Origin of the sequence: Streptomyces sp. Ru62, from assembly GCF_002920615.1 — a bacterium.
Lineage (GTDB): Bacteria > Actinomycetota > Actinomycetes > Streptomycetales > Streptomycetaceae > Streptomyces.
Map to the genome: position 1 here is coordinate 96,995 of NZ_PQSU01000030.1, position 15,029 is coordinate 112,023.

The 15,029-nt window shown below is 71.9% G+C and carries 12 protein-coding genes; all 12 read left to right on the top strand.

The window, feature by feature from the left end:
* The first annotated feature begins 3 nt into the window (after positions 1 to 3).
* The 12 genes from C3492_RS33520 (at position 4) to C3492_RS33575 (ending at position 14,996) form a co-directional block, all read left to right on the top strand.
* Positions 4 to 1,290 carry a dihydroorotase gene (locus C3492_RS33520; RefSeq protein WP_103816408.1) on the top strand — a complete coding sequence of 429 codons (1,287 nt, stop codon included), beginning with the start codon at positions 4 to 6 and terminating at the stop codon, positions 1,288 to 1,290.
* Positions 1,287 to 1,847 carry a hypothetical protein gene (locus tag C3492_RS33525; RefSeq protein WP_103816409.1) on the top strand — a complete coding sequence of 187 codons (561 nt, stop codon included), beginning with the start codon at positions 1,287 to 1,289 and terminating at the stop codon, positions 1,845 to 1,847. The genes C3492_RS33520 and C3492_RS33525 overlap by 4 nt, the downstream gene beginning before the upstream one ends.
* Positions 1,844 to 2,986 carry a glutamine-hydrolyzing carbamoyl-phosphate synthase small subunit gene (carA, locus tag C3492_RS33530; RefSeq protein ID WP_103816410.1) on the top strand — a complete coding sequence of 381 codons (1,143 nt, stop codon included), beginning with the start codon at positions 1,844 to 1,846 and terminating at the stop codon, positions 2,984 to 2,986. Before C3492_RS33525 ends, carA begins: the two co-directional genes overlap by 4 nt.
* The gene (gene carB / locus C3492_RS33535; RefSeq protein WP_103816411.1) at positions 2,979 to 6,287 is read left to right on the top strand and encodes a carbamoyl-phosphate synthase large subunit; all 3,309 of its coding nucleotides are present in this window, start codon (positions 2,979 to 2,981) and stop codon (positions 6,285 to 6,287) included. Before carA ends, carB begins: the two co-directional genes overlap by 8 nt.
* 146 nt (positions 6,288 to 6,433) lie before the next feature.
* Positions 6,434 to 7,540 (top strand): quinone-dependent dihydroorotate dehydrogenase, encoded by a 1,107-nt coding sequence (locus C3492_RS33540; protein ID WP_103816412.1) that lies wholly within the window; start codon positions 6,434 to 6,436, stop codon positions 7,538 to 7,540.
* Positions 7,537 to 8,382, top strand: a complete 846-nt coding sequence (pyrF, locus tag C3492_RS33545) for an orotidine-5'-phosphate decarboxylase (RefSeq protein WP_181140684.1) — start codon at positions 7,537 to 7,539, stop codon at positions 8,380 to 8,382. The genes C3492_RS33540 and pyrF overlap by 4 nt, the downstream gene beginning before the upstream one ends.
* A 298-nt stretch (positions 8,383 to 8,680) precedes the next feature.
* On the top strand, positions 8,681 to 9,004 hold the full coding sequence (locus tag C3492_RS33550) for an integration host factor (RefSeq protein WP_003977346.1): 324 nt from the start codon (positions 8,681 to 8,683) through the stop codon (positions 9,002 to 9,004).
* Positions 9,005 to 9,064: 60 nt separating this feature from the next.
* A complete protein-coding gene (gene gmk, locus C3492_RS33555; protein WP_030644746.1) occupies positions 9,065 to 9,622 on the top strand; it encodes a guanylate kinase in 558 nt (185 codons plus the stop codon).
* A 53-nt stretch (positions 9,623 to 9,675) separates the two neighbouring features.
* On the top strand, positions 9,676 to 9,948 hold the full coding sequence (gene rpoZ, locus C3492_RS33560; RefSeq protein WP_003982715.1) for a DNA-directed RNA polymerase subunit omega: 273 nt from the start codon (positions 9,676 to 9,678) through the stop codon (positions 9,946 to 9,948).
* A 125-nt stretch (positions 9,949 to 10,073) separates the two neighbouring features.
* A complete protein-coding gene (coaBC, locus tag C3492_RS33565) occupies positions 10,074 to 11,276 on the top strand; it encodes a bifunctional phosphopantothenoylcysteine decarboxylase/phosphopantothenate--cysteine ligase CoaBC (RefSeq protein ID WP_103816422.1) in 1,203 nt (400 codons plus the stop codon).
* A gap of 249 nt (positions 11,277 to 11,525) precedes the next feature.
* Positions 11,526 to 12,734, top strand: a complete 1,209-nt coding sequence (gene metK / locus C3492_RS33570; RefSeq protein ID WP_103816413.1) for a methionine adenosyltransferase — start codon at positions 11,526 to 11,528, stop codon at positions 12,732 to 12,734.
* A 114-nt stretch (positions 12,735 to 12,848) separates the two neighbouring features.
* Positions 12,849 to 14,996 carry a primosomal protein N' gene (locus tag C3492_RS33575; protein ID WP_103816414.1) on the top strand — a complete coding sequence of 716 codons (2,148 nt, stop codon included), beginning with the start codon at positions 12,849 to 12,851 and terminating at the stop codon, positions 14,994 to 14,996.
* Positions 14,997 to 15,029: the final 33 nt, after the last annotated feature.

A 15,029-nucleotide genomic window follows, 5' to 3' on the forward strand; every position in this document is an offset into this window, starting at 1 on the left:
CACATGAGCAAGATCCTGATCCGTGGTGCGAAGGTGCTCGGCGGCGCGCCGCAGGACGTGCTGATCGACGGCGAGACCATCGCCGAGGTCGGAACCGGGCTGTCCGCCGAGGGCGCCGAGGTGGTCGAGGCCGGCGGCAAGGTGCTGCTGCCGGGCCTGGTCGACTTGCACACCCACCTGCGCGAGCCGGGCCGTGAGGACTCCGAGACCGTCCTCACCGGCACCCGCGCGGCGGCGAGCGGCGGCTACACGGCCGTCTTCGCCATGGCCAACACCTTCCCGGTCGCCGACACCGCCGGTGTCGTGGAGCAGGTCTGGCGGCTCGGCCAGGAGCACGGCTACTGCGACGTCCAGCCCATCGGCGCGGTCACCGTCGGCCTGGAGGGCAAGAAGCTCGCCGAACTCGGCGCCATGCACGAGTCCGCCGCAGGCGTCACCGTCTTCTCCGACGACGGCAAGTGCGTGGACGACGCCGTGATCATGCGCCGCGCGCTGGAGTACGTGAAGGCCTTCGGCGGGGTCGTCGCCCAGCACGCGCAGGAGCCGCGGCTCACCGAGGGCGCCCAGATGAACGAGGGCGTCGTCTCCGCCGAACTGGGCCTGGGCGGCTGGCCGGCCGTCGCCGAGGAGTCGATCATCGCCCGCGACGTCCTCCTCGCCGACCACGTCGGCTCCCGCGTCCACATCTGCCACCTGTCGACCGCCGGCTCCGTCGAGATCGTCCGCTGGGCCAAGTCCCGCGGCATCCAGGTCACCGCCGAGGTCACCCCGCACCACCTGCTCCTCACCGACGAGCTGGTGCGCACCTACAACCCCGTCTACAAGGTCAACCCGCCGCTGCGCACCGAGCGCGACGTGCTGGCCCTGCGCGAGGCGCTCGCCGACGGCACGATCGACATCGTCGCCACCGACCACGCCCCGCACCCGCACGAGGACAAGGACTGCGAGTGGGCCGCCGCCGCCATGGGCATGGTCGGCCTGGAGACCGCGTTGTCAGTGGTCCAGGAGACCATGGTCGACACGGGCCTGCTGGACTGGGCCGGCGTCGCCGACCGCATGTCCTTCAAGCCCGCGCGGATCGGACAGGCCACCGGCCACGGCCGTCCCGTCTCGGCTGGTGAGCCCGCCAACCTCACCCTGGTCGACACGGAATACCGTGGCCAGGTGGACCCCGCGGGCTTCGCCTCGCGCAGCCGCAACACCCCCTACCAGGGGCGCGAGCTGCCGGGCCGTGTGACGCACACGTGGCTGCGGGGCAAGGCCACGCTCGTCGACGGGAAGCTCACGTGACACCTGTAATCCTGCTGGCCGAGGCGAAGAAGTCGGCCGAGGTCACCGACTGGGGCGCCCGCATCGGCTGGCTCGTCGGACTGGCCCTGTTCATCGCGCTGGTCTACTGGCTGATGCGCGAGGGCTGGAAGTGGCGCGGCACCCTCCAGGCGGGCCTGCCGCCGCTGCCCGCCGCGCCCGAGGAGACCGGCCCCGCCAGACTGAGCATGAGCGGCCGCTACCACGGCTCCACCACCGCCGGGCAGTGGCTGGACCGCATCGTGGCCCACGGCCTGGGCACCCGCAGCCGGGCCGAGCTCACCCTGACCGACGCGGGCCTGGAGGTCGAGCGCCCCGGCGCGACCGACTTCTTCGTCCCCGCCGCCGCCCTGCGCGGAGCCCGGCTGGACAAGGGCATCGCCGGCAAGGTCCTCACCGAGGGCGGACTGCTGGTGGTGACCTGGGCGCTCGGCGACAAACTGATCGACTCGGGCTTCCGCTCCGACCACGCGGCCGAGCACACCGAGTGGGTCGACACCCTGAACCAGATGATCAACGACACGGAAGGCGCACGATGACGACCTCCACCAGGGGAGCCGCGAAGGCTCCCGCCGTACTCGTCCTGGAGGACGGCCGCACCTTCCGCGGCCGCGCCTACGGGGCCGTGGGGGAGACCTTCGGCGAGGCCGTGTTCTCCACCGGCATGACCGGCTACCAGGAGACCCTCACCGACCCGTCGTACGACCGCCAGATCGTCGTCGCGACCGCCCCCCAGATCGGCAACACCGGCTGGAACGACGAGGACGACGAGTCCGGCCGCATCTGGGTCTCCGGCTACGTCGTGCGCGACCCCGCGCGCGTGCCGTCCAACTGGCGGGCCAAGCGCTCCCTGGACGACGAGCTGGAGCGGCAGGGCGTGGTCGGCATCTCCGGCATCGACACCCGGGCCCTCACCCGCCACCTGCGCGAGCGAGGCTCCATGCGCGCCGGCATCTTCTCCGGCGAGGCGATCGCCCCGGAGGCGGAGCTGCTGGAGCGCGTGCAGGCCCAGCCGCACATGAAGGGCGCGAGCCTCTACGAGGAGGTCGCGACCCAGGAGGCGTACGTCGTCCCGGCGGTCGGCGAGAAGCGGTTCACGGTCGCCGCCATCGACCTCGGCATCAAGGGCATGACCCCGCACCGCATGGCCGAGCGCGGCATCGAGGTGCACGTCCTGCCCGCCACCGCCACGGCCGACGACGTCTACGCCGTCGAGCCGGACGGTGTGTTCTTCTCCAACGGTCCCGGCGACCCGGCGACCGCCGACGGCCCGGTCGCGCTGATGACCGCCGTCCTGGAGCGCAAGACGCCCCTGTTCGGCATCTGCTTCGGCAACCAGATCCTCGGCCGCGCCCTCGGCTTCGGCACCTACAAGCTGAAGTACGGCCACCGGGGCATCAACCAGCCGGTCCAGGACCGTACGACCGGCAAGGTCGAGGTCACCGCGCACAACCACGGCTTCGCCGTGGACGCGCCGCTCGACAAGGTCAGCGAGACCGAGTTCGGCCGCGCCGAGGTCTCCCACGTCTGCCTGAACGACAACGTCGTGGAGGGGCTGCAGCTGCTCGACCAGCCCGCCTTCTCCGTCCAGTACCACCCCGAAGCGGCAGCCGGCCCGCACGACGCCGCCTACCTCTTCGACCGCTTCGTCTCCCTGATGGAGGGCCAGCGTGCCTAAGCGCACCGATATCCAGTCCGTCCTGGTCATCGGCTCCGGCCCGATCGTCATCGGCCAGGCCGCAGAGTTCGACTACTCCGGCACCCAGGCCTGCCGTGTGCTCAAGGCCGAGGGGCTGCGCGTCGTCCTCGTCAACTCCAACCCGGCGACGATCATGACCGACCCGGAGATCGCCGACGCCACCTACGTCGAGCCGATCACCCCCGAGTTCGTCGAGAAGATCATCGCCAAGGAGCGCCCCGACGCCCTGCTGCCCACCCTGGGCGGCCAGACGGCCCTGAACACCGCCATCTCGCTGCACGAGAACGGTGTCCTGGAGAAGTACGGCGTCGAGCTGATCGGCGCCAAGCCCGAGGCGATCCACAAGGGCGAGGACCGCGACCTGTTCAAGGACGTCGTGGAGGAGGTCCGCAAGAAGATCGGGCACGGCGAGTCCGCCCGCTCGGTCATCTGCCACTCCATGGACGACGTCCTCAAGGGCGTCGAGACCCTCGGCGGCTACCCGGTCGTCGTCCGCCCGTCCTTCACCATGGGCGGCGCCGGCTCCGGCTTCGCGCACGACGAGGAGGAGCTGCGCCGCATCGCCGGCCAGGGCCTCACGCTCTCCCCGACCACCGAGGTGCTCCTGGAGGAGTCCATCCTCGGCTGGAAGGAGTACGAGCTGGAGCTGATGCGCGACAAGCACGACAACGTCGTGGTCGTCTGCTCCATCGAGAACTTCGACCCGATGGGCGTGCACACCGGCGACTCGATCACCGTCGCCCCGGCGATGACCCTGACCGACCGCGAGTACCAGGTGCTGCGCGACGTCGGCATCGCGATCATCCGCGAGGTCGGCGTGGACACCGGCGGCTGCAACATCCAGTTCGCGGTGAACCCCGAGGACGGCCGCGTGATCGTCATCGAGATGAACCCGCGCGTGTCGCGCTCCTCCGCGCTCGCCTCCAAGGCGACCGGCTTCCCGATCGCGAAGATCGCCGCCAAGCTGGCCGTCGGCTACACCCTGGACGAGATCCCGAACGACATCACGCAGGAGACCCCGGCCTCCTTCGAGCCCACGCTCGACTACGTGGTCGTCAAGGCCCCGCGGTTCGCCTTCGAGAAGTTCCCGCAGGCCGACTCCACGCTGACCACCACCATGAAGTCGGTCGGCGAGGCCATGGCCATCGGCCGCAACTTCCCCGAGGCCTTCCAGAAGGCGCTGCGCTCCCTGGAGAAGAAGGGCAGCCAGTTCACCTTCACCGGCGAGCCCGGCGACAAGGAGACCCTGCTGCGCGAGGCCGTACGGCCCACCGACGGCCGGATCAACACGGTCATGCAGGCCATCCGCGCGGGCGCCACCCCCCAGGAGGTCTTCGAGTACACGAAGATCGACCCCTGGTTCGTGGACCAGCTCTTCCTGATCAAGGAGATCGCGGACGAGCTGGCCGAGGCCCCGGAGCTGACCCGCGACCTGCTCGCCGAGGCCAAGCGGCACGGCTTCTCCGACCAGCAGGTCGCCGAGATCCGCGGTCTGCGCGAGGACGTCGTCCGCGAGGTCCGGCACGCCCTCGGCCTCCGCCCGGTCTACAAGACGGTCGACACCTGCGCCGCCGAGTTCGCCGCCAAGACGCCGTACTTCTACTCCTCCTACGACGAGGAGACCGAGGTCGCGCCGCGCGAGAAGCCCGCCGTGATCATCCTTGGCTCCGGACCCAACCGCATCGGCCAGGGCATCGAGTTCGACTACTCCTGCGTCCACGCCTCCTTCGCGCTGTCCGACGCCGGGTACGAGACCGTGATGGTCAACTGCAACCCGGAGACCGTCTCCACGGACTACGACACCTCCGACCGCCTGTACTTCGAGCCTCTGACGCTTGAGGACGTGCTGGAGATCGTCCACGCGGAGCAGCAGGCCGGCCCGATCGCGGGCGTCATCGTCCAGCTCGGCGGCCAGACCCCGCTGGGCCTCTCGCAGGCCCTGAAGGACAACGGCGTGCCGATCGTGGGTACGTCCCCCGAGGCCATCCACGCGGCCGAGGACCGGGGTGCCTTCGGCAGGGTCCTCGCGGAGGCGGGCCTGCCGGCGCCCAAGCACGGCACGGCCACCACCTTCGCGGAGGCCAAGGCCATCGCCGACGAGATCGGCTACCCGGTCCTGGTCCGCCCGTCGTACGTGCTCGGCGGACGCGGCATGGAGATCGTCTACGACGAGACCCGCCTCGCCTCCTACATCGCCGAGTCGACCGAGATCAGCCCCTCCCGGCCGGTCCTCGTCGACCGCTTCCTGGACGACGCCATCGAGATCGACGTCGACGCCCTCTACGACGGCGAGGAGCTGTACCTCGGCGGCGTCATGGAGCACATCGAGGAGGCCGGCATCCACTCCGGCGACTCGGCGTGCGCCCTGCCCCCGATCACCCTCGGCGGCTTCGACATCAAGCGGCTGCGCGCCTCCACCGAGGCCATCGCCAAGGGTGTCGGCGTGCGCGGCCTGATCAACATCCAGTTCGCGATGGCGGGTGACATCCTCTACGTCCTGGAGGCCAACCCGCGTGCCTCCCGCACGGTCCCCTTCACCTCGAAGGCGACCGCGGTGCCGCTGGCGAAGGCCGCCGCCCGGATCTCCCTGGGCGCGACCATCGCCGAGCTGCGCGCCGAGGGCCTGCTGCCGAAGAACGGCGACGGCGGCGAGCTGCCGCTGGACGCTCCGATCTCCGTCAAGGAGGCCGTCATGCCGTGGTCGCGGTTCCGCGACATCCACGGCCGCGGCGTCGACACCGTCCTCGGCCCGGAGATGCGCTCCACCGGCGAGGTCATGGGCATCGACTCGGTCTTCGGCACGGCGTACGCCAAGTCGCAGGCGGGTGCCTACGGCCCGCTGCCCACCAAGGGCCGCGCGTTCATCTCGGTCGCCAACCGCGACAAGCGCTCGATGATCTTCCCGGCGCGCGAGCTGGTCGCGCACGGCTTCGAGCTGCTCGCGACCTCCGGCACCGCCGAGGTCCTCAAGCGCAACGGCATCAACGCCACCGTCGTGCGCAAGCAGTCCGAGGGCACCGGCCCGAACGGCGAGCGGACCATCGTCCAGCTCATCCACGACGGCGAGGTCGACCTCATCGTCAACACCCCGTACGGCACCGGTGGCCGCCTCGACGGCTACGACATCCGTACCGCGGCCGTGGCGCGGTCCGTGCCGTGCCTGACGACCGTCCAGGCGCTCGCGGCGGCCGTCCAGGGCATCGACGCCCTCAACCACGGTGACGTGGGCGTCCGCTCGCTCCAGGAACACGCGGAACACCTGACCGCGGCCCGCGACTAGCGCTCCGCGAAGAGGCCGACACCACACTGCGGGCCGGCTGTGGCCGGTCGCGCAGTTCGCCGCGCCCCTTCGGGGGCGCGGGCCCCTAGCCGCCGACGAGGGGGGACTCCGGAAACGGTGTCCCCCCTCCGTGTGAGGACACCTCCATGTATCACCTCTTCTTCCGTCTGGTCTTCCGCCGGATGGACCCGGAGCGGGCCCACCACCTGGCCTTCCGCTGGATCCGCCTCGCCGTCCGCGTCCCGGTGCTGCGCACCTTCGTCGCCGCCGCCCTCGCGCCCCGCCACAAGGAGCTGCGCACGGAGGCGTTCGGGCTGCGCATGCACGGCCCGTTCGGGCTCGCCGCCGGGTTCGACAAGAACGCCGTCGCCGTCGACGGGATGTCGATGCTGGGCTTCGACCACGTCGAGATCGGCACGGTGACGGGGGAGCCGCAGCCCGGCAACCCCAGGAAGCGGCTGTTCCGGCTCGTGGCGGACCGCGCGCTGATCAACCGCATGGGCTTCAACAACGACGGCTCCCTGGCCGTGGCGGCCCGTCTGGCCACGCGTGAGCCGGTCTTCAAGACGGTGGTCGGCGTCAACATCGGCAAGACCAAGGTCGTCCCGGAGGCGGAGGCCGTCGCCGACTACGTGAAGTCCGCCGAGCGCCTCGCGCCGTACGCGGACTACCTGGTCGTCAACGTCTCCTCGCCGAACACCCCCGGTCTGCGCGACCTCCAGGCGGTGGACCACCTGCGTCCGCTGCTCACCGCCGTGCGCGAGGCCGCCGACCGGACGGTCGCGAACCGGCGCGTCCCGCTGCTGGTGAAGATCGCCCCCGACCTCGCCGACGAGGACGTCGACGCGGTCGCCGACCTCGCCGTGGAGCTGGGCCTGGACGGCATCATCGCCACCAACACCACCATCGCGCGCGAGGGCCTCGGCCTGCGCTCCTCCGCCGCGCTGGTCAAGGAGACCGGCGGCCTGTCCGGCGCTCCGCTCAAGGAGCGCTCCCTGGAGGTCCTGCGCCGCCTGTACGCGCGCGTGGGCGACCGGATCACCCTGGTGGGCGTCGGGGGCATCGAGACCGCCGAGGACGCCTGGCAGCGCATCCTGGCCGGTGCCACCCTGGTCCAGGGCTACAGCGCCTTCGTCTACGAGGGCCCCTTCTGGTGCCGCGCGATCCACAAGGGCCTCGCCGCCCGCCTGCGCACCAGCCCGTACGCCACCCTCGCCGACGCGGTCGGCGCCGACGTGAGGAAGCCCGCATGAGCCCGTTGGAGCCCTTCGGCGCCCGGCTGCGCCGCGCCATGGACGAGCGGGGCCCGCTGTGCGTCGGCATCGACCCGCACGCCTCGCTGCTCGCCGAGTGGGGCCTGGACGACGACGTCGCCGGCCTGGAGCGGTTCAGCCGCACGGTCGTCGAGGCCCTGGCCGACCGGGTGGCCGTCCTGAAGCCGCAGAGCGCCTTCTTCGAGCGGTTCGGCTCGCGCGGCCTCGCCGTCCTGGAGAAGTCGGTCGAAGAGGCGCGCGCGGCCGGCGCCCTGGTGGTGACGGACGCCAAGCGCGGCGACATCGGCTCGACCATGGCCGCCTACGCCGAGGCGTTCCTCCGCCCCGGCGCCCCGCTCTTCTCCGACGCCCTGACCGTCTCGCCGTACCTCGGCTACGGCTCGCTGAGCCCGGCCGTCGCGCTCGCCCGGGAGAGCGGGGCCGGCCTGTTCGTGCTGGCGCTGACCTCGAACCCGGAGGGCGGCGAGGTGCAGCACGCGGTCCGCGCCGACGGCCGGACCGTCGGGGCGACCATGCTGGCCCACCTGGCGGCCGAGAACGCGGGGGAGGAGCCGCTGGGCTCCTTCGGCGCGGTCGTCGGCGCCACGCTCGGCGACCTGTCCTCGTACGACCTCGCCATGGGCGGCCCGCTCCTCGCGCCGGGCATCGGTGCCCAGGGCGCGACCCCGGCCGATCTTCCCCGGGTCTTCGGGGCGGCCGTCCGCAACGTCGTGCCCAACGTCAGCCGGGGTGTTCTGCGTCACGGTCCCGACGTCAGCGCGTTGCGGGAGGCTGCCGAGCGGTTCGCGGGGGAGATCCGGGCGGCCGTCGACGGCGTCTGAGCCCCGGCCGGATGCTCCGCTGAGCGGGATCACGCCGACTTGAGTGTGAATACATCCTCAAATCGGGGGCAGTATGTCTGAAATGTCCGGCCTGACGGAGGCTGACCAGGACTTTTCCGCTGTTCTCGCTGACTCTGGCGGACTTGCCCGCTAGTCTCCGAGCAGTGGGGGCACCTCCCGCGCCCCTCAGGCAGTGGGGGAGAACGGGCAGCGTGTTGCTCGTGGCTCCCCAGGTGTGGGGCGACTAGGTTCCTCACCGGTCCGTATCCGACAGTTCGACATCCGAGGTGACGTAGGCGTGGCTCTTCCGCCCCTTACCCCTGAACAGCGCGCAGCCGCGCTCGAAAAGGCCGCCGCGGCTCGCCGGGAGCGGGCCGAGGTCAAGAATCGACTCAAGCACTCCGGCGCCTCCCTGCACGAGGTCATCAAGCAGGGCCAGGAGAACGACGTCATCGGCAAGATGAAGGTCTCCGCCCTTCTTGAGTCGCTGCCGGGCGTGGGCAAGGTCCGCGCCAAGCAGATCATGGAGCGTCTGGGCATCTCCGAGAGCCGCCGCGTGCGCGGTCTCGGTTCCAACCAGATCGCTTCCCTGGAGCGTGAGTTCGGCAGCACCGGCTCCTGAGTCCGCCTCCCGGCGGACCGGGAGTCCCGGGTACTCCGGGATTGCTGGAATAATCGCTGCATGAGTGAACGTCCGCGGCTGACCGTGCTCTCCGGCCCCTCGGGGGTCGGCAAGAGCACGGTCGTCGCCCATATGCGCAAGGAACACCCCGAGGTCTGGCTCTCGGTGTCGGCGACCACCCGCAAGCCGCGCCCCGGCGAGCAGCACGGAGTCCACTACTTCTTCGTCACCGACGAGGAGATGGACAAGCTGATCGCCAACGGTGAACTGCTGGAATGGGCCGAGTTCGCCGGCAACCGCTACGGCACCCCCCGTGCGGCGGTGCTGGAGCGGCTGGAAAACGGCGAGCCCGTCCTGCTGGAGATCGACCTCCAGGGCGCCCGGCAGGTCCGCGAGTCGATGGCGGACGCCCAGCTGGTGTTCCTTGCTCCGCCCTCGTGGGAGGAGCTGGTGCGCAGGCTGACTGGCCGGGGGACCGAGCCGCCCGAGGTCATCGAGCGCCGCCTGGCGGCGGCGAAGACCGAGCTGGCGGCCGAGCCGGAGTTCGATACGACCTTGGTCAACACCTCCGTCGAGGACGTGGCCCGCGAGCTGCTAGCCTTGATGGACGTTGTGTGATCGTGACTGTGATCACGATGTCTGATTCTTTCCCATCCATCGGAAGGTAGAGCGTGTCCTCTTCCATCACCGCGCCCGAGGGCATCATCAACCCGCCGATCGACGAGCTTCTCGAGGCGACCGACTCGAAGTACAGCCTCGTGATCTACGCGGCCAAGCGTGCCCGCCAGATCAACGCGTACTACTCCCAGCTCGGTGAGGGCCTCCTTGAGTACGTCGGTCCGCTCGTGGACACCCACGTTCACGAGAAGCCGCTGTCGATCGCCCTGCGCGAGATCAACGCCGGTCTGCTGACCTCCGAGGCCGTCGAGGGCCCGGCGCAGTAGTGCTTCCAGATCGCGATTGACTTATCCACAGGCCCGGCAGTCATTCCCCCAGCCAACGCCGGGGGCCCCTGCCGGGCCTGTGGTGTGTCATGGGTGGTGCAGATTCTCGAATGCGAGGAGCCATGGTGGACAAGCCGAAGGTCGTGCTGGGGGTCAGCGGTGGCATCGCCGCCTACAAGGCCTGTGAGCTGCTGAGAAGGTTCACGGAGTCGGGCCATGACGTCCGCGTCGTGCCGACCGCCTCCGCGCTGCACTTCGTCGGCGCCGCCACCTGGTCCGCGCTGTCCGGCAACCCGGTCGCCACCGAGGTCTGGGACGACGTCCACCAGGTGCCGCACGTCCGCATCGGCCAGCACGCCGACCTGGTCGTCGTGGCCCCGGCCACCGCCGACATGCTCGCCAAGGCCGCCCACGGCCTCGCCGACGACCTGCTGACCAACACCCTCCTCACCGCCCGCTGCCCGGTCGTCTTCGCCCCGGCCATGCACACCGAGATGTGGGAGCACCCGGCCACCCAGGAGAACGTGGCCACGCTGCGCCGCCGCGGCGCCGTCGTCATCGAGCCCGCCGTCGGCCGCCTCACCGGCGTCGACACCGGCAAGGGCCGGCTGCCCGACCCGGTGGAGATCTTCGAGGTGTGCCGCCGGGTGCTGGCCCGCGGTGTCACCGAGCCCGACCTCCGGGGCCGGCACGTCGTCGTCTCCGCCGGCGGCACCCGCGAACCGCTGGACCCGGTCCGCTTCCTCGGCAACCGCTCCTCCGGCAAGCAGGGCTACGCCCTCGCCCGCACCGCCGCGGCCCGTGGTGCCCGGGTGACCCTGGTCTCCGCCAACGCCGGCCTGCCCGACCCCGCGGGCGTGGACGTCGTCCGGGTGGGCACCGCGGTGCAGCTGCGCGAGGCCGTCCTCAAGGCCGCAGCGGACGCCGACGCCGTGGTGATGGCCGCCGCCGTCGCCGACTTCCGCCCGGCCGTCTACGCCGCCGGCAAGATCAAGAAGAAGGACGGCCAGGACCCGGAACCAATCGTTCTGGTGCGAAATCCGGACATTCTCGCGGAGATCTCCGCCGACCGCGCCCGGCCGGGGCAGGTCGTCGTCGGCTTCGCCGCAGAGACCGACGACGTCCTCGCCAACGGCCGCGCCAAGCTCGCCCGCAAGGGCTGCGACCTGCTCGTGGTCAACGAGGTGGGGGAGCGCAAGACCTTCGGCTCCGAGGAGAACGAGGCCGTCGTCCTGGGTGCCGACGGCAGTGAGACCCCGGTGCCCCACGGTCCCAAGGAGGCCCTGGCCGACACCGTCTGGGACTTGGTCGTACGGCGTCTGGACTAACCCCCGGCAGGCGTTCGGGCGAACTCGACATCAGAATTGCGCCATGCCGAAATCTGGCGTGGCAGCGCTGGCCAAGGCCGCTCGCCATTGTGCAGAATGCCCGTGCCGCAGGTCACAGCGCTCCCGAGAGGCGAGACGGTGGCCCGCCGGTCGAGTGCGACCGATAAACTGTTCACGGTCGACGCCAGGCGCAGCCCCGCGTCGACCGTAAATGATCAGCCAGCAGCCGCTGCAACCACAGGGAGCGTTGTGTCCCGTCGCCTGTTCACCTCGGAGTCCGTGACCGAGGGTCACCCCGACAAGATCGCTGACCAGATCAGCGACACCATTCTCGACGCGCTCCTGCGCGAGGACCCGTCCTCCCGGGTCGCCGTGGAGACGCTCATCACCACCGGCCTGGTGCACGTGGCCGGCGAGGTGACGACGAAGGCGTACGCGGACATCGCGACCCTCGTCCGCAACACGATCCTGGAGATCGGCTACGACTCCTCCAAGAAGGGCTTCGACGGCGCCTCCTGCGGTGTCTCGGTGTCCATCGGCGCGCAGTCCCCGGACATCGCGCAGGGTGTCGACGCGGCGTACGAGGCCCGGGTCGAGGGTGACGAGGACGAACTGGACCGGCAGGGCGCGGGCGACCAGGGCCTGATGTTCGGCTACGCGTCCGACGAGACGCCGACCCTCATGCCGCTGCCGATCTTCCTGGCGCACCGGCTGTCCAAGCGCCTGTCCGAGGTCCGCAAGAACGGCACGATCCCCTACCTGCGTCCGGACGGCAAGACGCAGGTCACCATCGAGTACGACGGCGACAAGGCCGTCCGCCTGGACACGGTGGTGGTCTCCTCCCAGCACGCGAGCGACATCGACCTGGAGTCGCTGCTGGCCCCGGACATCCGTGAGTTCGTGGTGGAGCCGGAGCTGAAGGCGCTGCTGGAGGACGGCATCAAGCTGGACACCGAGGGCTACCGGCTGCTGGTCAACCCGACCGGCCGCTTCGAGATCGGTGGTCCCATGGGTGACGCGGGCCTGACCGGCCGGAAGATCATCATCGACACCTACGGCGGCATGGCCCGGCACGGCGGCGGCGCCTTCTCCGGCAAGGACCCGTCCAAGGTGGACCGCTCGGCGGCGTACGCGATGCGCTGGGTGGCGAAGAACGTGGTGGCGGCGGGTCTGGCCTCGCGCTGCGAGGTCCAGGTCGCCTACGCCATCGGCAAGGCGGAGCCCGTCGGCCTGTTCGTGGAGACCTTCGGCACGCACAAGATCGAGCCGGAGAAGATCGAGAAGGCGATCGACGAGGTCTTCGACCTCCGTCCGGCCGCGATCATCCGCGACCTCGACCTGCTCCGCCCGATCTACGCCCAGACGGCTGCCTACGGTCACTTCGGCCGCGAGCTGCCCGAGTTCACCTGGGAGCGCACCGACCGCGTCGACGCCCTGCGCAAGGCCGCGGGCCTGTAGCCCCGGCCCACCCGCTGTCACCGGGGCCCGGCTCCCTTCGGGGGGCCGGGCCCCGTCGTCGCCGTCGACCGGCGGACCGGCCGCGTTGTCAGTGGGGTTTGCAAGAATGCAAGCGTGAGCAGCGAGAACGGGTCGGGGGACGGCGGGGCCGAGGGGGCGCCGCCGGAGCAGCTCGCGCTCATCCGGGAGAGCGTGCGGAAGGCGAAGGTGCCGCGGGCCAAGCCCCGCACCTGGCGCGGGGCCGCGCTCGCCGAGGAACTGCCCGTCGCACGGGTGCTGGTCGACAAGGGCGTGCTGCACCTCGACCGGTACTTCGACTACGCCGTGCCCGCGGAGCTGGACGCGGACGCCCGGCCCGGGGTGCGCGTGCGCGTGCGGTTCGGGGCCGGGCGGCACCGGGTGCGCGACGGACGCCGGGAGGGCGGCGGACTCATCGACGGCTTCCTCGTCGAGCGTCGCGCCGAGTCCGACTACTCCGGACCGCTGGCCGCGCTCGCCCAGGTCGTGTCGCCCGAGCCGGTGCTGAGCGAGGAACTGCTCGGCCTCGCCCGGGCCGTCGCCGACCGCTACGCGGGCAGCCTCGCCGATGTCCTCCAGCTGGCCGTGCCCCCGCGCAGCGCCCGTGCCGAGCAGCGCCCGTCCCCCGAGCCGCTGCCCCCGCCCCAGGCGCCGGACCACGGCACCTGGGCCCGGTACGAGCACGGGGGCGCCTTCCTCGACGCCCTGGCCTCCTCAGGGGCGCCCAGGGCCGTGTGGAACGCGCTCCCGGGACCGCTGTGGAGCGAGGAGCTGGCCCGGGCCGTCGCCGCCACCCTCGCCTCCGGACGCGGCGCCCTCGTCGTCGTACCGGACGGGCGCTCCGCCGCGCGCGTGGACGCCGCGCTCACCGCGCTGCTGGGCACCGGCCGGCACGCGCTGCTCACCGCCGACGCCGGGCCCGAGAAGCGGTACGCGCAGTGGCTGGCGGTGCGGCGCGGTTCCGTGCGTGCCGTCGTCGGGACCCGGGCGGCGATGTTCGCGCCCGTCCAGGACCTGGGGCTCGTCGCGATCTGGGACGACGGGGACGACAGCCACAGCGAACCGCACGCCCCGCAGCCGCACGCCCGCGATGTCCTCCTGCTGCGCGCCGCACTCGACAAGTGCGCCTTCCTGCTGGGGAGTTGGGGCTGCACCGTGGAAGCCGCCCAGCTCGTCGAGAGCGGCTGGGCCCGGCCGCTGGTCGCCGGGCGGGAGCAGGTGCGCCGGACCGCGCCCCTCGTCCGCACGGTCGGGGACGACGACCTCGCCCGCGACGAGGCCGCCCGCGCCGCACGGCTGCCGACGCTCGCCTGGCAGGCGGCCCGTGAGGGGCTGCGGCACGGGCCGGTGCTGGTGCAGGTGCCCCGGCGTGGTTACGCGCCCCGCATGGCCTGCGCCCGGTGCCGGGCACCCGCCCGGTGCCGGCACTGCTCCGGCCCGCTCCAGGGACAGGACGCGGGCGTCCTGCGCTGCGGGTGGTGCGGGCGCGAGGAGGGCTCCTGGCACTGCCCGGAGTGCGGCGGCTTCCGGCTCCGCGCCCAGGTCGTGGGCGCGCGCCGGACCGCCGAGGAGCTGGGGCGGGCCTTCCCCGCCGTACCGGTGCGCACCTCGGGGCGCGAACATGTGCTGGACACCGTCCCGGACACACCCGCGCTGGTCGTCAGCACCCCGGGCGCCGAACCGGTCGCCGAGGGCGGCTACGCGGCGGCCCTGCTGCTGGACGGCTGGGCCATGCTCGTACGCCCCGACCTGCGGGCCGGCGAGGACGCGCTGCGCCGGTGGATCGCGGCCGGGGCGCTGGTGCGGCCCCAGAGCGAGGGCGGCACGGTGGTCGTGGTGGCCGAGCCGACCCTGCGGCCCGTCCAGGCGCTGGTGCGGTGGGACCCCGTCGGGCATGCCGTGCGGGAGCTGGCCGAACGGGCCGAGCTGGGCTTCCCGCCGGTGTCCCGGATGGCGGCCGTGTCCGGGCCGCCCGCGGCCGTCGCCGAGTTCCTGGCGGCGGTCGACCTGCCGCCGGACGCCGAGGTGCTGGGGCCGGTGCCGCTGCCGCCGCCCCCGCCCGGCGGAGCACGCAGACCCGGCGCTCCGCCGCCCGGCGAACACTGGGACCGGGCGCTGGTCCGTGTGCCACCGGGCAGCGGCTCCGCACTGGCCGCGGCCCTGAAGGCCGCCCAGGCGGCGCGGATGGCGCGGGGGAGTGGGGAGGCGGTCCGGGTGCGGATCGATCCGCCGGACATCGGGTGACGGGCGAACGCCGAGCGGGCGAAGTCCCCGGCA

What these genes read in the sequence shown, in the direction of transcription:
- carA (WP_103816410.1), top strand. Translation starts at nt 1,844, where the DNA reads ATGACGACCTCCACCAGGGGAGCCGCGAAGGCTCCCGCCGTACTCGTC.
- pyrF (WP_181140684.1), top strand. Translation starts at nt 7,537, where the DNA reads ATGAGCCCGTTGGAGCCCTTCGGCGCCCGGCTGCGCCGCGCCATGGAC.
- C3492_RS33520 (WP_103816408.1), top strand. Translation starts at nt 4, where the DNA reads ATGAGCAAGATCCTGATCCGTGGTGCGAAGGTGCTCGGCGGCGCGCCG.
- C3492_RS33540 (WP_103816412.1), top strand. Translation starts at nt 6,434, where the DNA reads ATGTATCACCTCTTCTTCCGTCTGGTCTTCCGCCGGATGGACCCGGAG.
- gmk (WP_030644746.1), top strand. Translation starts at nt 9,065, where the DNA reads ATGAGTGAACGTCCGCGGCTGACCGTGCTCTCCGGCCCCTCGGGGGTC.